Genomic DNA, 18,593 nt, shown 5'->3' on the forward strand with positions numbered 1-18,593 from the left:
TAAAAATGCCCCGGTTTTAGCCCGGGGCATTTGGCAACTCAATAATAAGCCTGTTATTGGCGAGTCACCTTCAACGGATCTTCGTTAGCCAGACGTTGGTCTTCCGCTTGGCAAGCTGCTGCTGTGAACAGCACGTCGGTTGACGAGTTCAGCGCGGTTTCGGCAGAATCCTGCAACACACCAATGATAAAGCCGACAGCAACCACTTGCATCGCCACATCGTTCGGGATACCGAACATGTTACAAGCCAGAGGGATCAACAACAGAGAACCCCCCGCCACGCCAGAAGCTCCGCAAGCACAGATGGCTGCAACGACGCTCAGCAGCAGTGCAGTCGGGATATCAACCGGAACTCCCAAGGTATGAACCGCAGCCAGTGTCAGTACGGTGATGGTGATTGCCGCACCAGCCATGTTGATGGTGGCGCCCAGCGGGATGGAAACCGAATAGGTGTCTTCGTTCAGGTTCAGCTTCTTACACAGTTCCATGTTTACCGGGATGTTAGCGGCCGAGCTGCGGGTGAAGAAAGCAGTAACGCCACTTTCACGCAGGCAAGCGAACACCAACGGGTACGGGTTACGACGGATTTTCCAGTAAACGATCAGCGGGTTCAGTACCAACGCCACCAACAGCATACAACCGATCAACACCACCAACAGTTGGGCATAGCCCCACAGCGCGCCGAAGCCGGTATCTGCCAGCGTAGAAGCCACCAGACCGAAGATACCTAAAGGTGCACAACGGATCACCGCGCGAACCACCATGGTGACGGCGTGTGACATATCGTTGATCAGTGCTTTGGTGCTCTCAGAGGAATGACGTAGTGCCAGACCTAAGCCAATTGCCCAAGCCAGAATACCGATGTAGTTAGCGTTAATCAGCGCATGGAACGGGTTGGCAACCACGCTCATCAGCAAACCTTTTAACACTTCGACAATGCCGCCCGGTGGGTTGATGTCTGCGTTATTGGTCGCCAGCGCCAGCGTTGAAGGGAACATAAAGCTCACAACAACCGCCACCAGTGCCGCGGCGAAAGTCCCCAACAAATAGAGCACCAGAATTGGGCGAATGTTGGTTTTCTGCCCTTGTTTGTGGTTAGCGATAGATGCCATAACCAGCACTAGAACCAGAACTGGAGCGACGGCTTTCAATGCGCCAACAAACAGCGAACCCAGCAAACCGACGGCGGTGGCGGCGCCTGGAGAGATAAATGCGACAATGATGCCGGCAATCAGGCCGACCATGATTTGTTTAACCAGACTGCCCTGTGTGATCCGTTGGAGTATTTTATGCATGATGCTTTTCGCGTTTCCGCTTCCCAATGTGGTGATGACACAAACCCCAAACCTCGACAGGAACGTTGCCGGGCAAATTATATTCGGGTCTGTAACTAAGTGTGTTTGCCGAGCCAGTATTCAGGAAACGGGGGAGGTTGAAAAGGGGCGAAAGTGAAATTCTATGTACGGATCAACTCTTGATAACATTCTGCTTACATTTGTGTGATCGCAATAACATTTGGCATTTGGGGAGAATTGCCAAACAATAACGGGGCGACTAGCGCCCCGATAATATTTATGACAAGCGATCATTGCGGTGGTTAACCCAAGCATTGATCAACAACGTCAGAACCAGAATGCCGGCTACTACGCCCAACGAAATACCGATAGGGATGTGGAACAGATCGATCAACATCATTTTGCTACCGATAAACACCAAAATGACTGACAGACCATACTTCAACATTGAGAAGCGTTCCGCGACGTTAGCCAGCAAGAAGTACATGGCACGAAGGCCCATGATGGCAAACAGGTTAGACGTCAGCACGATGAACGGATCGGTCGTGACGGCAAAGATCGCTGGGATACTGTCGACGGCAAAGATCACATCACTCAGTTCGACCAAAATCAGCACCAGTACCAACGGCGTTGCAAATAACAAGCCGTTACGACGCACGAAGAAACGTTCGCCTTCCAGATTATCGGTCATGCGTAAGTGGCTACGTAGCCATTTCACTAATGGTTTGTCGCCAATGGCTGAGCCATCTTCTTTCGCCAACGCCATCTTGATACCGGTGAATAGCAGGAATGCGCCGAACACATACAGCATCCATTGGAACTGGGTAATCAGCCAGCTACCGGCGAAGATCATGATGGTACGCAGTACGATCGCACCTAATACACCATAGATCAGGACACGACGTTGCAGATTGGCAGGAACGGCAAAGTAACTGAATAGCATCAACCAGACGAAGACGTTATCTACCGCCAGCGCTTTTTCAATTAGATAACCGGTGAGGAAGGCCAGAGCCTGAGTGTCGGCAACGGCACGTCCGGCGGTTTCGTTCAGGTAATACCAGAACCCTAGGTTGAACAGCAGCGTCATGCTGACCCATACCAACGACCAGCAGGCCGCTTGTTTAAATGTCATCGACTGCGCGCCACGACGACCCTGGAGCAGTAAATCAATTGCAAGCATCACAACTATGATGGCGGCAAAAGCGCCCCATAACCACGGTGTGCCAACGGTATTCATCATTAAAATTTCCTTCAAAACAAAAACGGCCAACGTCGGAAGACGCTAGCCGTTCTATGAACGCTGCAAGCAAACCTCGCCTTCCGGCAAGGTCTCACTTACAACGTTGATGAAGGTTTTTTGAAACCTTTGACATCAGGTTGCCCGGTAACCGGATGCTTGCGCATCGTAATGACGATTAAACCGGCAAGATACCCTTCATCTTTCAAGCCGCCGCTGTGTTGGCTTCCCTCTGTCACCCTAGTCACTTAGTTGATCTAAGCTCCCAGGGATTCCTTCGGTTGCCGCCTTGCCGCACCTTGAAATCTATTGGGTATAAAAGTTACTCCCCTTTGCACGACGGAAAATAATTCAAAATGTGTCAGTGGTCAATGTTTAATAGCAAATAATCTGTTAAGTGCGCTGGGCACCCAGACTTACGACGAAGCCCTGTAGCAATAATTGGCTGTAGGGCGTATCGCTAACCTGTTGTTGCTTCGCTTTATATTCTTCGCATTTTTCTGGCTCTAGCTCGTCAAGCCAAGTTAAATAACTTTGCATGACGGCACCGTTGAATTCTGGATGGAACTGAGTGGTGAGAGCATGATCGCCATAACTCAGGATTTGGTTAGCATCTTGCTGCGAACGCGCCAACACCGTCGCTTCTGCTGGAGGCGTTAGAACGCTTTGCGCATGGATCAGGTTAGTTTTGAAACGCGGAGGCAAAAATGCCAACCGACGATCGGTCGTCGCGGAAGGTAATAACTCAATTTCTAGCGTCCCCACCTCCATCCCTTGCGGGAGATAGCCGACTTCGCCGCCTAAGGCATAAGCCAACAGCTGATGCCCGTAGCAGGCACCGAAGATCGGTAATTTAATCTTCATTGCCTGCCGCAACCACTCTGCGGCCTGTTCGCTCCAAGGGAGTTGTTCAGTCACCATGGCCGGTGAGCCGGTGATCACCACGCCACAATAATGATTGGGATCTAAAGGACGATCGCCGTTTGGCAAATGGACGATCTGTACCCGCTCGGTTGAGATATTGCCTTGTTGCAGGAACATCTGTTCAAAGTTGTGATGCTCTTTGAGGATGGCTTCTGGTGCATCGCCGGTTTGCATCAATAACAATGGCTTCATTTCACACTCCATCCGCTGGGAAAACAACGCCGGTCTGACGACGGATCTCGGTGAGTAAACGCGCGATTCTCAGTGAGTTCTCTAATCCTTGATGCTCAACCTGTTGATTTTTCACTAAGTCAGCAAATACCTGAGCTTCATACAGCATGGTGTTAATGTGCTGTGGTTGGCTGAGATCCTGGCGGTTACCATTACGAGGTGTTAGCGCGACGGCCTGACACTCCGAGATTTTCTCAACGATGAGTGTTCCTTCTTCACCTTGAATCTCACTGGGAATATCCGAGTTACTGACTTTTGAGTGGGTGATGATCGCGTCGAAATCACCATAGTTAAGGATCACAGAACCATGCGCATCCACGCCGGTGTTGAGCAATGTGGCGCTAGCGAGTACCGACTGCGGCTCACCAAACAATGCCACCGCACTAGCCAGACAGTAATAACCGATGTCCATAATCGAACCGTTGGAGAACTGCGGATTAAAGGTATTTGGATTTTCGCCGGCTAAGTAGCGCGGATAACGTGATGAATATTGGCAATAATTCAAAATGGCTTTACGCAATTTACCAATTTTTGGCAGTGCTTGTTGTAGAGCTAAGAAGTTGGGTAGGTGAGCGGTTTTGAACGCTTCGAACAGCACCACTTGATTTTTGCGCGCACAAGCCACCAGTTGCTCGACTTGTTGTAGATTAGATGCCAGTGGTTTTTCGCAAATCACATGCTTTTTATGGCTGAGGAACAGTAGCGATTGTTGGCAATGCAGAGAGTTGGGGCTGGCGATATAAACGGCGTCGATGAGGGAGGATTGCGCAAGTGCTTCAAGGGAATCAAAGAAATGTTCAACCTGATACTGAGCACCAAACGTTTGTGCTTTTTCTAATTCACGCGAATAGACAGCGGTTAAACGCATCTCACCACACTCGTGTGCTGCATCGATAAAACGTTCGGTAATCCAGTTGGTGCCAACAACAGCAAAGCGAATCATAGCTAACTCCGTTCCCAAAAACTGAAAAATTCAGATTATCACGGGGGCGGAAAAAGACGTACTTTAGTGGTGACGCTCAAAACAAAAAAACCGTCCCAAAGGACGGTTTCTCCGTGCTGGCTGGGTTAGCAGTCCTGCCAGCAAATGCGTTATTAATTTAACGCAAGCACACCCAAGCGCATTTATGGTCGGTCACTTTACATACATTGTCAAGTGTTCGCTTCTGTTTGATTCATGTACAATAATTGCGGCCCTTTTCGCCGTGTAGCAACGGGCACCGGGTATGAGAAAAGGATGTTCCATGGCCGTAAACGCGAGCACACCCAAGTGCTTGTATTCGCCGTGATATCTCCGGTGGTATGACTGTGAAGCGGTCTATGCAAGGACCGCGCAATGAAACGATACTGTTGTATTGTGCTCGTTGTATCTGGGGCGCTGTTGTCAACCGGGAATGGGGGTTGGAATATCTCTCATAACTCGTTCACGGTAACCATCAACACCACAGGCAAGTAGCTAGGTAGCCGCTCCTTTTTGGGGCGGCTTTCCTTAAATACACTCATCAAACCATTAATACAACTCGCCCAACAATGACAAATGGGTCAGATACATACGGGTATCGAACTCCAGTTGGTGGTATTGCGGTTCCATATGGCAGCACAGGTTATAAAAGGCTTTGTTATGGTCTTTCTCTTTGAGGTGCGCCAGTTCATGGACTACGATCATTCGCAAAAAAGGCTCTGGTGCGTTCTTAAATACTGTCGCGACGCGAATCTCTGCTTTGGCTTTTAATTTCCCCCCCTGAACGCGTGAAATGGCGGTATGCATTCCCAACGCGTGTTTCATTACCTGGATCTTGCTGTCATAAGCCACTTTGCTTAGTGGCTGAGCATTGCGCAGGTATTGGTTTTTCAGATCGAGCGTAAATTGATACAGCGATTTATCGGTGGTGCAATCGTGTACTTGCGGATAGCGCTGGAGCAAAACCTCGCCCAGACGTTGCTGGTGGATCAACTGTTGTACCTGGCTTTGCAGATGTTCAGGGTAGCCTTGCAGATAGCTGAGTTCGGGGTCATGCATGAGTAATTTTACGCCCTAATATTTCCATAATTGGTGGTAAATGGGCGCGTTTGGCATAGGTTTGACGAGCCTCCCAACGGTCATGAGCGGCTTGAAGATTTAGCCAAAAATCAGGAGTGGTCTCAAATAGATCGGCAAACATATTGGCTTCTTCGACGCTCAGACGTCGGTGCCCTTTACATAACCTATTTACTGTCGCTCTGGTAACACCTAATACTTTAGCTAGGTCTTCTTGCCCGATCCCAAGAGGGGTCAAAAATTCTTCCTGTAGAATTTCACCAACCGTAGTGGGTTCACGGGTCGTGGTATCTAACATAGTACCTCCTAAGTATCTTGGTGCGGATCGAGGTAAACTTGCTCGGCAAAATCGTTATGCCACTGAAACATCAAACGCCACTGAATATTGACTCGCACACTTGACCAACCATGCAAGGTGCCAGAAAGGCGCTTGTAGTAATTGCTAATTGGGATAAATAAATCACATTCTTTTTGAGCCGCAGCTAGCATATCGAGCTTCCTCGCTAACTGTCTCTCTATCGTTGCTGGAATCGAGCGATCTCGTTTCCCTTCTTTATAAAAAAACTCTAGTGCCTTATCGCGAAAAGACTTGATCATCAGCTCACCACTCCATTGGCTATTTCAGTGTAACATTAAAAGTTACTATTTAAGGTATGAAACCTTATCTAAAGGGGGCTTATGACGTGGATGCTATAGTTAACACGGTAAAAATGCTGTTTTGCGCGCAAGATACTCGAGGTGGTACGCAATTTATCTGAAAAAACATTTTACTGATGAACGTTTTTAGGGGATAAACAGCCCAAATTTTATCAGTCAGGAGGGGCAATGAGCCAACTCGATCTGGGAACACAGCAACTTGAGCTGGAGCGTTATCCCCAACAGGAAGAATCCACTCAATTGCAGGCGTGGGAAGCGGCGGATGAATATCTGCTGCAACAGCTTGAAAACGTGAATATTGGCGATCGTCCGGTGCTGATTTTCAACGATAATTTTGGCACCTTAGCCTGTGCGTTACACGGCCATCATCCCTACAGCATCAGTGATTCGTACATGAGTCAGTTGGCAACGCGCCACAATCTGGAGTTGAACGGGTTGGATGTTGAACCGATAACATTGCTGGGTAGTTTGGATGAATTACCTGCCTCTCCGGCGGTGGTGTTGATCCGTATTCCAAAAGCCTTGGCACTGCTGGAACAACAGCTGCGCGCTCTGCGTGATGTGGTGGCGCCAGACACGGTGATTATCGCCGGAGCCAAAGCGCGCGATGTTCATACTTCTACCATGCAACTGTTCGAGAAAGTGTTGGGGCCAACCCGCACCAGCTTGGCATGGAAGAAAGCGCGTCTGATTTATTGTGAAGTGGCGGACATCGTACCGCCAGCCGCGCCAGAAACCACCAACTGGACGCTGGATGGCACCGACTGGCTGATTCACAATCACGCCAATGTGTTCTCACGCGGTAGTTTGGACATTGGTGCTCGTCTATTTATGGAAAACCTGCCACGCGATCTGACTGGCGGCATTGTTGATCTGGGTTGTGGCAACGGCATCATTGGTATGAAAGCATTGGCGCAAAACCCGCAGGCGGATGTGACCTTCGTTGATGAGTCTTACCAAGCGGTGGCATCGAGCGAATTGAATGTGGTGCACAACCTGCCGCAAGACATCGAGCGTTGTCAGTTTATAGTCAACAACTCACTGGCAGGGATGGAAGGGGGCAGCATGCAGGCAGTGTTGTGCAATCCACCGTTCCACCAGCAACATGCGATCACCGATCATACCGCTTGGCAGATGTTTCTCGATGCCAAACGTTGCCTGAAAGTAGGCGGGGAGCTGCGCATCGTGGGCAACCGTCATTTGGATTACTATCAGAAGCTGAAACGTCTGTTCGGCAACTGCACCACGGTGGCTTCGAACCAGAAGTTCTTGATCTTGAAATCAGTGAAAACCGGCGCGAAATATTAATGGTGGTAGGCGCAGTTATCTTTGAACTGCGCCTATCTGTAATTACAACGCCATCGCCAGCCGAGTGCCTTGATTGATCGCGCGGCGGGCATCCAATTCAACCGCGACATCTGCACCACCAATCAGATGCACCGTTTTTCCCATCTCCAGCAGCGGTTGCTGCAATTCGCGGCGGGGTTCCTGCCCGGCGCAGATAATAATGGTATCTACTGGCAAACAACTGGCCTGTTCGGCACGAGTAATATGCAGCCCCTCGTCATCAATACTTTGATAACTCACGCTGTTTAGCATTTTCACGCCACGCATGGCCAAACTGGCACGGTGGATCCAGCCGGTAGTTTTACCCAATCCGTCACCGACTTTGCTGCTTTTGCGTTGTAGCAGGAAGATTTGTCGTGGGCTGGCTGGCATGGCCGAGCCTTGGCTGGCGAGACCTCCGCGTTGATTGAGCTGTCCGTCGATGCCCCATTCATGCATGAATTCTTGCGGATCTAAGCTGCTGGAAGCGCCGTGCTGACTGAGATATTCGGCAGTGTCAAAACCGATACCACCCGCACCGATGATCGCCACGCGTTGACCGACCGGCTTTTTATCACGCAGAACATCCAGGTAAGTCAGTACGTTAGCGTGTTCGATTCCGGGGATCTCCGGGGTACGTGGCACGATCCCGCAGGCGAGGATCACTTCGTCGAATTCTGCCAGATCCGCCGCTTGCACTTTCTGCCCTAATTTCAGCGTGACTTCGTGCAACGCCAACTGACGGCGGAAGTAGCGCAGAGTCTCGTGGAACTCTTCTTTGCCGGGGATTTGTTTGGCGATATTGAATTGCCCGCCGATCTCATCAGCGGCATCGAATAGCGTGACCCGATGCCCACGGCTGGCGGCGGTAGTGGCAAACGCTAATCCAGCGGGGCCAGCACCAACTACCGCCAAGCGCTTAGGTTTGAGCGCTGGCAGCAATGGCATTTCGGTTTCATGGCAGGCGCGTGGATTGACCAAGCAAGAAGTGAGTTTGCCGTCAATAATCTGATCCAGACAGGCTTGGTTACAACCGATACAGGTATTGATCTCATCGGCGCGACCTTCGGCGGCTTTACGCACGAATTCGGCATCGGCAAGGAACGGGCGTGCCATCGAAACCATATCGGCACAGCCATCGGCCAACACCTGTTCTGCCACTGCGGGATCGTTAATGCGGTTGGTGGTGATCAGCGGAATACTGACTTTCCCCATCAGCTTGCGCGTCACCCAAGTGAACCCTGCGCGTGGCACCATGGTGGCGATGGTCGGAATGCGCGCTTCATGCCAGCCGATACCAGTGTTGATCAAGGTCGCCCCTGCTTGCTCAATAGCGACAGCAAGTTGTTCGATCTCCTGCCAACTGGAGCCGTTCTCGACCAGATCTAGCATCGATAAGCGATAAATCAGGATAAACTCTCGTCCTACTGTCTGGCGTACCGCTCGAACAATTTCCAGCGCAAACCGCATCCGGTTTTCGAAACTGCCGCCCCATTGGTCAGCGCGCTGATTGGTGCGTGCCACCAGAAATTGGTTGATCAAATAACCTTCGGAACCCATCACTTCCACACCATCGTAACCAGCCTGCTGCGCCAGAGCGGCACAGTGGGCGAAATCGGCGATAGTTTGCTCAATCTCCTCGTGACTCAGAGCGCTGGGTACGGCGGGATTAATGGGCGCCTGTATCGCAGAAGGTGCAACAGGTTGGGGTTGATAGCTGTAACGCCCGGTATGCAGGATCTGCAACGCAATTTTACCGCCAGCCTGATGCACTGCATCGGTCACTGTGCGGTGATGGGGGATTTGCTCTTCTTGGTTGAGAACGGCACCGCCACGAAAAACCACGCCTTTTTCATTGGGCGCGACGCCGCCAGTGACGATCAGCGCCACGCCCGCCGCCGCGCGTTCGCCATAGAATGCCGCCAAGCGTTCTGGGCCGTTGGGCAACTCTTCTAGCCCGGTGTGCATCGAACCCATCAATACCCGGTTTTTCAGTGTCGTGAAGCCGAGATCCAACGGCGCTAACAAGTGGGGGTAGTTGCTCATCACAGTCTCCAAACATTCATACCCTGCATCTTTCAAACCACAGCGTTGTTGGCTACGTTCGCTCACCCCAGTCACTTACTAGAGTAAGCTCCTGGGGGTTCTCGAACTTGCCGCCTAGCTGTAGCTTGAAAGCTATTGGGTATGATTAGTTGTTATTCTTATGTTAACCTTAAGTGGTCGGATGAGCTAAATCTAGCCGTTGTTTTAGCGCTTGGGAACTCAGTTTTTACCGAATGTGATGGGTGTCATGAATACAGATTGCTGTTTGCATTGCATACAGTAAATCGGTTAGCATTTGCCCGCTTTTACTTTTCTCTCTCTGCGGAGCCATTACCGAAAATGAACAAACACACCTACTGATTTCTGATCCCACGCTGAGCACTGCCGTGCCTGGTGGGGAGGTTTTGATTTCAATTCAGGAGTGCTTATGGCTCATTTTGCGCAGTCCCCTTATCTCGTATTACATCAATTAAGCTGTCAGTTTGCCGATGGCGAAACCTTGTTTGGCCCATTAAATCTCAGCTTGGATCAGCATCATTGCGGATTGGTTGGGCGTAATGGCGTTGGCAAAACTCGTTTGCTGCGTTTGCTGGCCGGTTTGGATCAACCCAGCGCCGGGCATGTGGAAACCCATGGTGCGCTGGTGTATGTCGCCCAACAGACGGATTTCTCACCAGACACCACTTTGGCGCAACTGCTGGGCTATGGTGAAATCTTTGCCGCCCAGCAGCGTTTAGAACGCGGCGAGCCGCAGCTGGATGATATTGAACGGTTGGAAGGGCATTGGGATCTGGCGGAACGCCTGCAAACGGCGTTTATTGACGCTGGGCTGCCCGCGTTTGAACCCTTACAACTTGCCAGCGATCTTAGCGGTGGTGAACGGTTACGCGCGACGCTATGCGGTGCATTTCTGTCTGGCGCTGATTTTTTATTGCTTGATGAACCGACCAACCATCTCGACCAAACTGCGCGTCAATGGTTGTATCAACAGCTTGAACAATGGTGCGGTGGCATGTTGATCGCCAGCCATGATCGGCAATTATTGATGCGTATGGCACGCATCGTTGAACTTTCCCCCGGCGCATTGCGCAGTTACGGCGGCAATTATCAGGATTATCATCACCAACGTGAACTGGAACAACAGGCTGCCCGCGCTAGTTTGGAACATGCTGCTCAAGGACGTAAACGAACTCGAGCTCGCTTGGTAAAAGAGCACTATGCTAGCCAACGTCGTTCGGCACAGACGTTAAAAATGGTCGATACACTGAACATCGCTTCTTTTGAACGTTTTGCCTATAAAACAGCGGCAAAAGAAAGCCTCGGTACGTTACGTAAGCAGCATCAACAACAAAAAACCGAACTCGATAGTGCGGTACGCGAAGCGCGAGATCGGGTCGAACAAGATACCCCGATCATGCTGACGTTGCCGGGAAGCGCACTGGCAGCGGGTAAACAGGTCTTGGTGCTAGAACAGTTGCAACTACCTTTCGTCACCACGCCGACGTTGGATTGGCGGATGGATGGCCCAATGCGGGTGGCGATCACCGGGCCAAACGGCTGCGGGAAATCGACGCTGTTAAAAGTGATCCACGGGCAACTTGCGCCGTTGAGTGGGCATTGCCAACTGGGTGTCACGGCGGCTTATTTGGATCAAACCCTGAATCAACTCGATCTACACTTATCGGTCATGGACCATCTGGGTTTGGATGGCTCACCATTGACTGAAGGCGTGTTGCGCAGCCAATTGGCACAACTGCAACTCACTGCCGACCGGGTGACGTTACCTTTGAGTGCATTAAGCGGTGGCGAGCGACTGAAAGCCGCGCTGGCCTGCGTGTTATGGCGTCAGCAGGCCGCGCAGTTATTGCTACTGGATGAACCAACCAACCATTTGGATCTTGCCTCTTCGCAAGCGATCGAAGCGGCTCTGGCGGAGTTCCCCGGGGCGATGCTGGTGGTATCGCATGATGAAACTTTCTTACAGGCGCTGAAACTGACGCATCGTCTGGATTGGCGGGAAGATGGTTGGCAGTTTCAAGCACTCTGAAGACAGGCCAGCAGCAGCGTAAAAGCGGTTTCTTCTTTTACCATCCGGTTCCGTTCAATTGGGTGGAATGCGCAATAGCGATGTGTGAGATTATAAATCCATTTTAGTGTGGTTTAAATTACTATTTAATATTTAAGTCACATAATATTGGATTTAACTTTCTTTCCTCTTCATCCACCTAACTCTATAATATGGGGTATTAAACTCACTTTATGATTATAAGCCACATTATGATGGATTTAACTCTCAGTAAGCCTGATGAAATAGTGAAACTGCTGTGCGAGCGGCTGCGCAAAGAGCGTCTCTCGCAGTCTATGACGCAGGCCGAGGTGGCGGCTAGGGCAGGGATGGGGGTCAACACCGTGTCTAATCTGGAATCCGGTCGCAATGTGGGATTTGAAAATCTGGTCAGGGTGGCGATGGTGCTTGGGCGGGGCAAAGAGCTGGAGGCGCTGTTTGCACCGAAGATCGACAGCCTTGATGATCTGCAGCGCTATGAAAAAAACACCACCCGTCAGCGCGTGAAGAGGAGCTCTCGCCATGGTGAATAAAGTGGAAGTCTGGTACGAGGGATGGGGAGAGAGTTGGCTCTGGGGAACGCTGGTCTCTTCGACTGCGCTCACCGGGCGCCCGCTGATTATGTTTGAATACAGTGAAGAGGCTCTTCGCCGCAAGTTAGAGCTCGCTTCCCTGACTCTGCCACTGAAAGGCCCCCGTTTGCGCAGAGACTTCCCGGCTCATCAAATGGGGCTACCCGGTCCTGTCTATGATGCACTGCCTGATGGCTGGGGCATGTTGTTAATGGACAGACTATTCCGTCAGCGCGGACTCAATGCGGCACGTATTGGACCTTTAGAGCGGTTGACCTGGATCGGCAGCAATGCGATGGGGGCGATGTCGTTTGAACCTTCCCAGCCTGAAGCCGCGAGCCAGGTGGAAGATATTGCACTCGCGCAACTCTCGGCTGAGGTTCAGGAGGTGCTGGACGGCGCAGGTGGCGAGTTTTTGCAGCGGCTATTGCAGATGGGCGGTTCGCCACAGGGGGCGAGACCCAAAGCGTTGTTGTATCGCGATCCCGCCAGCAGTCACTTCAGCACCGTTGCCTCTCCGGGCTTAGATGCTTGGTTGATCAAGTTCCCTGCCCGGCAGGAGCACCCAGAAGTGTGTGCTATTGAGGCGGTCTATGCGCAGTGTCTGCGCGAGTGCAACATCAGCACGCCAGAAACCGCGTATTTTGCGCTACCCAATGGCCAAGCGGCCTTTGCCTCCCGGCGATTTGATCGGCAAAACGGTTTGTGTGTGCCGATGCAGAGTCTGGCGGCCTACACCGGAGCAAACTATCAGGTACCGGGCGCACTGGACTACACCCATTTTCTACGAGCCACACAGTTGTGTACCAATGACGTTAGGCAGAAAGCGCTGGCGTTTGAGCGGGTCGTGTTCAACGTTGTCTTCAACAATCGTGATGATCATCCGAAGAACTTCGCTTATTGCATGTCAGCCAGCGGAGAGTGGCAACTGGCCCCGGCGTATGACATCACCTACTGTGAAGGGCCGGGAGGGTATCACCAAATGGATGTGATGGGCGAGGCGTTGGATATTCGCCGGAAGCATATGCTAGCGCTAGGGCAGCAGGAGGCCGAACTGACGGCATCGCAGGTCGACGCCGTTATACAGCGGCATTGTGACGTGGCATCTGGCTTTGCCAGGAAAGCGGCCGCGGTATTGCCCGGGCAGATCACCGAAGATACGTTGCGCACCCTTCAGGCGCGTATTAATGACAATATTCAGCGGTTGCTGAAATAATCCTCCGGTATGGATTGGCATGAACAAGGTTGGCAATTTCAAGCACTCTGAAGACAGGCCAGCAGCACTGTAAAGGCAGCTTCCATTTGTTCTTCCGGTACGCTGGCGAAGCCTAACAACAACCCTTGCCGGGCATTAGGTTGCATGTAATAGCGCGACAAGGGGCGCACTAATACGCCACGGTTGCTGGCTGCGGCAGCGATGGCAACGTCATCGGCGTCGTCTGGCAGATTCAGCACCAGATGCAACCCGGCATTGCTGTTGAACTCGCTCAGCGCCGATTTGCCCAAGTGTTGTTCGATCAACCCCACGAGGAACGCACGGCGTTTGGCGTACAATAGACGCATCCGACGAATATGGCCGGTGTAGTGGCCTTCTTGAATGAATTGCGCCAGCGTGGCCTGCATCAGCAAATGGCCACCTCGGTACAGCTCGGCATGAGCGGTTTTCAGTTCATTCATCAACGGCTTGGGTAACACCACGTAACCCAATCGTAGCGCAGGGTACAAGGTTTTACTGAAAGTACCGATGTAGATCACCGGAGCATCGGCCTCCAATCCTTGCAGTGCTGGGATCGGCTGACCCGAAAAGCGGAATTCGCTGTCGTAATCATCTTCGACGATCCAACTGCCAGTATTACGTGCAAGTGCGAGCAAGTGCTGACGGCGAGCCAGAGTCATCACCGAGCCCAATGGATACTGGTGTGATGGGGTGACGAAAATCAACCGAGGTGCGGCGATCGGGGGTTCCGGCAAGGTCATGCCAGCTTCATCCACCGGTTGTGGGCAGATATTCACTTCATTCATGCGCAGAATATTGCGAATGCCCCAATAGCCCGGTTCTTCAATCCAAGCGTCGTCGCCGGGATTACACAGCATTCGTGTGACCAGATCGATCGCTTGATGAATACCTTCAGTAATCAAGATCTGCTCTGGTGAACAGCGTACTGAGCGCGAACCGCGCAGATAATCCACCAATGCCTGTTGTAGCTCCGGGCTGCCGCCTTGATTACTGTAGGTCAAACGCTGGGGCATCGGGCGGCGGCTGATTTTCGCCTGAATCTTGCTGAATAACTGATGTGGAAAAGCGTTAACGTCGGGCACGCCGGGGATAAAAGCTCCCCATTGCTTAGGGCTGGCGCTGGCGTGCTGTAAGAGCGTGATACCGCGTTGCGAAAGCTCAATACCTCGCTCGTTACCCGAACGACTCACGGGCTGACTTATCGACGAGAGATAGTTGTCTGGCACGGTTTCTGCGACATAAGTACCGCTGCCAGCGCGTGCAATAACATAACCTTCCGCCAGTAATTGTTCATAAACTGTGAGTACAGTGTTACGTGAGAGCCTAAGCTCCTGCGCCAGATCGCGAGAAGCGAGTAAACGGCTGGAAGGGGGCAGGCTGCCGTCCAGAATACTGGTGCGGATCGCATTATATAGCCGCTTATGCAGCTTATCATCGGTCTGTTCACCGAGACGCTGTAACAACAGATCACCACTCAATGAGCGCAATTGGATCCCTCAATTATTTGGAACTGGCTCTCGATTATAGAGCCACATCCGGGGTAAATACATGTCATTGCTTCAAAGTTGTGAACGAATTGTTTAACTGGCTGCTGAGCGGAGAGAACAACATGAAAAACGCAGAATTGAATCAACGTCGTCTGGATGCCACCCCTCGCGGGATCGGGGTGATGTGTGGCTTTTACGCTGAACGAGCCGAAAATGCGACGCTGTGGGATGTCGAAGGTAATGAAGTGATTGATTTCGCTGCGGGTATCGCGGTGTTGAATACTGGTCATCGTCATCCGAAAGTGATCGCCGCCATCGAAAAACAACTCAAAGCGTTCACCCACACAGCCTACCAAATCGTGCCTTACGAAAGCTATGTGTCACTGGCTGAACGTATCAATCAATGTGCCCCTATCGACGGCCCATGCAAAACAGCATTTTTCAGTACCGGGGCAGAAGCGGTCGAGAACGCGGTTAAAATCGCCCGTGCTTACACAAAACGTCCGGGGGTGATCACTTTTGGCGGTGGTTTCCACGGTCGTACCTATATGACCATGGCACTGACCGGCAAAGTGGCTCCTTATAAAATCGGTTTTGGCCCATTCCCCGGATCGGTGTTCCACGGCCAATACCCCAATGCGCTGTATGGCGTGAGCACTCAGGATGCCATCGACAGTCTGGAGCGTATATTTAAAGCCGATATCGAAGCCACGCAGGTGGCGGCGATTGTGCTGGAACCGGTGCAAGGGGAAGGCGGTTTCGTGGTTGCGCCAACTGACTTTATGCAAGCGCTGCGTGCATTGTGCGACCAGCACGGTATCCTATTGATTGCTGACGAAGTTCAAACCGGTTTTGCTCGTACTGGCAAGCTGTTTGCGATGGAGCACCATTGCGTCAAACCTGATTTGATCACTATGGCGAAAAGCCTCGCAGGCGGTATGCCGCTGTCGGCGGTGGCGGGACGCGCCGAAGTGATGGACGCGCCAGCGCCGGGCGGATTGGGTGGCACTTATGCCGGTAACCCACTGGCGGTCGCGGCGGCTCACGCGGTGCTGGATGTAATTGAAGAAGAGCAACTGTGCCAACGTTCGCAACGTTTAGGGCAGCACTTGGTTGAGGTGTTGCAAAAGGCACGTAGCCGTTGCCCGGCGATCGTCGATATTCGTGCTTTGGGTTCGATGGTGGCGGTCGAGTTTAACGATCCGGCTACCGGCAAACCTTCGCCGGAAATAACTCGTCAGGTGCAGCAAAAGGCGCAGCAAGAAGGGCTGTTGTTATTGAGCTGCGGAACCAATGGCAACGTGATTCGTTTCCTGTATCCGTTAACCATTCCTGATACACAATTCAACCAAGCGTTGGCGATTTTATCGCGCGCGTTGGTGCTGTAAGGAGCGGACAACATGAAATTGCAAAACCCTGAGTTGCTGCGCAACCAATGTCTGATTAACGGCGAATGGTGTGATGCTCGCAGCGGTAAAAGTGAAGCGGTGATCAACCCGGCGACGGGCGTAGAGCTGTCGACCATCCCGTTGGTGAGTGAAGCTGAAACGGAGCAAGCTATTGATGCGGCGCTGCGTGCGCAACAGAGCTGGAAGCAACTGACGGCCAAACAACGTTCGGCATTACTGCTGGCGTGGGCGGATAAAATCTTGGCAGCGCAGGAAGATCTGGCGCAGTTGATGACCGCCGAACAAGGTAAATCCCTGACCGAAGCGCGTGGTGAAATTATTTATGCAGCATCCTTCATCACCTGGTTTGCCGAAGAAGCCAAGCGCGTCGATGGCGCGGTATTGCAGGCTCCACAAGCGAATCAACGGTTGGTGGTGTTGAAACAACCGATCGGTGTTTGTGCGGCAATTACCCCGTGGAACTTCCCGGCAGCCATGATCACCCGCAAAGTAGCTCCAGCACTGGCGGCGGGTTGTACCATGATCGTCAAACCGGCGGAGCAAACACCGTTGACCGCACTGGCGCTCGGCAAACTGGCGCAGGATGCGGGTATTCCGGCCGGTGTGCTGCAAATCATCACTGGCGAAGCGTCGCAGGTGGGCAAGGTGCTGTGCGACAGCTCGGTAGTGCGCAAGTTGAGCTTCACCGGTTCGACCGAAGTGGGGCGGATCTTGATGGCGCAGTGTGCGCCAACCATCAAGAAACTGTCGTTAGAACTGGGCGGTAATGCGCCAGTCATCGTCTTCGATGACGCTAATTTAGACGCGGTAGTCGCTGGCATTATGGCTTCTAAGTTTCGTAACAGCGGTCAAACCTGTGTTTGTGCTAACCGCATCTATGTGCAGGACGGTATTTACGATCGTCTGGCAGAGAAACTGGTGGCTGCGGTTGAACAGCTTAAAGTGGGTGACGGCACTCAAGACGGCGTGAATCAAGGGCCATTGATTGATTCTGCTGCGGTCAAGAAAGTGCAGGAACACATCGATGATGCGTTGATCAAAGGGGCGCAGATCGCGACGGGGGGGCAGCCACATGCATTGGGACGCACCTTCTTCCAACCGACGGTCATTACCGGTGTGACGCAGAAAATGCGTTTTGCTAAAGAAGAAACCTTTGGCCCGGTAGCTCCGTTATTCCGCTTCCACGATGAAGCTGAAGTGATTGCGATGGCGAATGATACCGAGTTCGGATTGGCGGCTTATTTGTTTACCCAGAACGCGGCGCGTCAGTGGCGAGTACCGGAAGCCTTGGAATATGGCATGGTGGGGGTTAACACTGGTTTGATTTCCAATGAGATTGCGCCGTTTGGCGGTGTGAAACAATCGGGGTTGGGGCGCGAAGGTTCGCGTTATGGCATTGAAGAATATCTGGAGTTGAAATATTTGTGTGTTGATGTTGGGGATTAACTCTTTCATATAAGCTTGGGTTTTTTAGCGGTTTTTGCCAATTCGGTGTCATTAGAATTGCCGCAACTTTTAGCAATTTCTGTCAGTCTTGTGTAACTGGAATTGCCGCAAATGTACGCGATTCTATGCAGCAATAATGCACGGCAATTGAAGGGGCTTAAAGGCGAAGCCCCTTCACCCCGCGCCTACGCTTAACATGGCCTGTTTTCCCTCACTGCGTTACAGTTGTCGGGCGGGTCGGCTCAATTCACGTCCCTGTTCAAATCGCCTCACCGGGTCATCCATGACCCGGTGCCCCTGACAACTGTGCCTTGTTCGGCAGGCCATGATGCGCTCTCAGCGTCAAAACACCCATCCTCAGCCACCGGGCAACCTCATATTATTAAAAGCAAAACAACTGCTGAGTGGAGCTCCGGTGTTAACGCCATTGAAGGCGCCGAACGGAGAAACGGAGCATAGGCAAACGCGCCATGGAGGGCGCGTTTAGGCGAGTTATACATGGACGTATATCGTAGCCGGCCGTGATGCGCAGTGCCGAAGTTCGGGCAGTTGCGCCAGCAACCGCCTGATTTGGCAAGGGCTCGGGGTGCAGGGGGCGCAGCTCTTGGCGCCCCCTGCTCGGT

15 protein-coding genes are annotated in these 18,593 nt (G+C 52.1%); 6 read left to right on the forward strand and 9 right to left on the reverse strand.

Annotation, left to right across the window (positions count from 1 at the left end; all coding sequences use genetic code 11):
* Positions 1 to 53: 53 nt before the first annotated feature.
* From sstT to AC3ISQ_RS02970, 7 genes are all read right to left on the reverse strand, one after another.
* Positions 54 to 1,295, reverse strand: a complete 1,242-nt coding sequence (gene sstT / locus AC3ISQ_RS02940) for a serine/threonine transporter SstT (RefSeq protein WP_489350487.1) — start codon at positions 1,293 to 1,295, stop codon at positions 54 to 56.
* A gap of 277 nt (positions 1,296 to 1,572) precedes the next feature.
* Positions 1,573 to 2,535 carry a TerC family protein gene (locus tag AC3ISQ_RS02945; protein WP_489350488.1) on the reverse strand — a complete coding sequence of 321 codons (963 nt, stop codon included), beginning with the start codon at positions 2,533 to 2,535 and terminating at the stop codon, positions 1,573 to 1,575.
* 390 nt (positions 2,536 to 2,925) lie between these two features.
* A complete protein-coding gene (locus AC3ISQ_RS02950; protein ID WP_489350489.1) occupies positions 2,926 to 3,648 on the reverse strand; it encodes a glutamine amidotransferase in 723 nt (240 codons plus the stop codon).
* Between the two features lies 1 nt (position 3,649).
* Positions 3,650 to 4,630, reverse strand: a complete 981-nt coding sequence (locus tag AC3ISQ_RS02955) for a Gfo/Idh/MocA family protein (RefSeq protein WP_489350490.1) — start codon at positions 4,628 to 4,630, stop codon at positions 3,650 to 3,652.
* A 567-nt stretch (positions 4,631 to 5,197) separates the two neighbouring features.
* Positions 5,198 to 5,707, reverse strand: coding sequence for a M48 metallopeptidase family protein (locus AC3ISQ_RS02960; protein ID WP_489350491.1), 510 nt, complete (start codon positions 5,705 to 5,707; stop codon positions 5,198 to 5,200).
* Positions 5,700 to 6,023: a HigA family addiction module antitoxin gene (locus AC3ISQ_RS02965; protein ID WP_489350492.1), complete on the reverse strand. Its 324-nt coding sequence runs from the start codon at positions 6,021 to 6,023 to the stop codon at positions 5,700 to 5,702. Before AC3ISQ_RS02965 ends, AC3ISQ_RS02960 begins: the two co-directional genes overlap by 8 nt.
* An 8-nt stretch (positions 6,024 to 6,031) precedes the next feature.
* Positions 6,032 to 6,322, reverse strand: coding sequence for a type II toxin-antitoxin system RelE/ParE family toxin (locus AC3ISQ_RS02970; RefSeq protein WP_489350493.1), 291 nt, complete (start codon positions 6,320 to 6,322; stop codon positions 6,032 to 6,034).
* Positions 6,323 to 6,550: 228 nt separating this feature from the next.
* On the opposite strand from AC3ISQ_RS02970, the gene rlmG reads away from it, so the two are divergent.
* Entirely contained in the window at positions 6,551 to 7,690 is a 1,140-nt protein-coding gene (gene rlmG, locus AC3ISQ_RS02975; protein ID WP_489350494.1) for a 23S rRNA (guanine(1835)-N(2))-methyltransferase RlmG, read from the forward strand.
* 42 nt (positions 7,691 to 7,732) lie between these two features.
* Here the strand turns inward: rlmG and AC3ISQ_RS02980 are convergent, their stop codons facing one another.
* Complete coding sequence (locus AC3ISQ_RS02980) at positions 7,733 to 9,754, reverse strand: oxidoreductase (protein ID WP_489350495.1); 2,022 nt, start codon at positions 9,752 to 9,754, stop codon at positions 7,733 to 7,735.
* A gap of 427 nt (positions 9,755 to 10,181) precedes the next feature.
* On the opposite strand from AC3ISQ_RS02980, the gene AC3ISQ_RS02985 reads away from it, so the two are divergent.
* From AC3ISQ_RS02985 to AC3ISQ_RS02995, 3 genes are all read left to right on the forward strand, one after another.
* A complete protein-coding gene (locus AC3ISQ_RS02985; protein ID WP_489350496.1) occupies positions 10,182 to 11,801 on the forward strand; it encodes an ABC-F family ATP-binding cassette domain-containing protein in 1,620 nt (539 codons plus the stop codon).
* Between the two features lie 230 nt (positions 11,802 to 12,031).
* On the forward strand, positions 12,032 to 12,352 hold the full coding sequence (locus tag AC3ISQ_RS02990) for a helix-turn-helix domain-containing protein (protein WP_489350497.1): 321 nt from the start codon (positions 12,032 to 12,034) through the stop codon (positions 12,350 to 12,352).
* Positions 12,342 to 13,607: a type II toxin-antitoxin system HipA family toxin gene (locus AC3ISQ_RS02995; protein WP_489350498.1), complete on the forward strand. Its 1,266-nt coding sequence runs from the start codon at positions 12,342 to 12,344 to the stop codon at positions 13,605 to 13,607. Before AC3ISQ_RS02990 ends, AC3ISQ_RS02995 begins: the two co-directional genes overlap by 11 nt.
* 38 nt (positions 13,608 to 13,645) lie before the next feature.
* On the opposite strand, the gene pdxR is transcribed toward AC3ISQ_RS02995, so the two are convergent.
* Positions 13,646 to 15,115, reverse strand: coding sequence for a MocR-like pyridoxine biosynthesis transcription factor PdxR (gene pdxR, locus AC3ISQ_RS03000; protein ID WP_489350499.1), 1,470 nt, complete (start codon positions 15,113 to 15,115; stop codon positions 13,646 to 13,648).
* A 122-nt stretch (positions 15,116 to 15,237) separates the two neighbouring features.
* On the opposite strand from pdxR, the gene AC3ISQ_RS03005 reads away from it, so the two are divergent.
* Together AC3ISQ_RS03005 and AC3ISQ_RS03010 are read left to right on the forward strand one after the other, a co-directional pair.
* The gene (locus AC3ISQ_RS03005) at positions 15,238 to 16,503 is read left to right on the forward strand and encodes a 4-aminobutyrate--2-oxoglutarate transaminase (protein ID WP_489350500.1); all 1,266 of its coding nucleotides are present in this window, start codon (positions 15,238 to 15,240) and stop codon (positions 16,501 to 16,503) included.
* 12 nt (positions 16,504 to 16,515) lie between these two features.
* Positions 16,516 to 17,970, forward strand: a complete 1,455-nt coding sequence (locus tag AC3ISQ_RS03010; protein ID WP_489350501.1) for an NAD-dependent succinate-semialdehyde dehydrogenase — start codon at positions 16,516 to 16,518, stop codon at positions 17,968 to 17,970.
* The last annotated feature ends 623 nt before the right edge of the window (positions 17,971 to 18,593 follow it).

Source organism: Serratia sp. KH_031, assembly GCF_057839655.1.

Bases quoted from the DNA above. Each gene is read 5' to 3' on its own strand.
- AC3ISQ_RS02980 (WP_489350495.1), bottom strand. From the start codon at position 9,754: ATGAGCAACTACCCCCACTTGTTAGCGCCGTTGGATCTCGGCTTCACG.
- AC3ISQ_RS03010 (WP_489350501.1), top strand. From the start codon at position 16,516: ATGAAATTGCAAAACCCTGAGTTGCTGCGCAACCAATGTCTGATTAAC.
- AC3ISQ_RS02960 (WP_489350491.1), bottom strand. From the start codon at position 5,707: ATGCATGACCCCGAACTCAGCTATCTGCAAGGCTACCCTGAACATCTG.
- rlmG (WP_489350494.1), top strand. From the start codon at position 6,551: ATGAGCCAACTCGATCTGGGAACACAGCAACTTGAGCTGGAGCGTTAT.
- AC3ISQ_RS02970 (WP_489350493.1), bottom strand. From the start codon at position 6,322: ATGATCAAGTCTTTTCGCGATAAGGCACTAGAGTTTTTTTATAAAGAA.
- AC3ISQ_RS02990 (WP_489350497.1), top strand. From the start codon at position 12,032: ATGATGGATTTAACTCTCAGTAAGCCTGATGAAATAGTGAAACTGCTG.
- AC3ISQ_RS02965 (WP_489350492.1), bottom strand. From the start codon at position 6,023: ATGTTAGATACCACGACCCGTGAACCCACTACGGTTGGTGAAATTCTA.
- AC3ISQ_RS02985 (WP_489350496.1), top strand. From the start codon at position 10,182: ATGGCTCATTTTGCGCAGTCCCCTTATCTCGTATTACATCAATTAAGC.
- AC3ISQ_RS03005 (WP_489350500.1), top strand. From the start codon at position 15,238: ATGAAAAACGCAGAATTGAATCAACGTCGTCTGGATGCCACCCCTCGC.
- sstT (WP_489350487.1), bottom strand. From the start codon at position 1,295: ATGCATAAAATACTCCAACGGATCACACAGGGCAGTCTGGTTAAACAA.
- AC3ISQ_RS02950 (WP_489350489.1), bottom strand. From the start codon at position 3,648: ATGAAGCCATTGTTATTGATGCAAACCGGCGATGCACCAGAAGCCATC.
- AC3ISQ_RS02955 (WP_489350490.1), bottom strand. From the start codon at position 4,630: ATGATTCGCTTTGCTGTTGTTGGCACCAACTGGATTACCGAACGTTTT.
- AC3ISQ_RS02945 (WP_489350488.1), bottom strand. From the start codon at position 2,535: ATGATGAATACCGTTGGCACACCGTGGTTATGGGGCGCTTTTGCCGCC.
- AC3ISQ_RS02995 (WP_489350498.1), top strand. From the start codon at position 12,342: ATGGTGAATAAAGTGGAAGTCTGGTACGAGGGATGGGGAGAGAGTTGG.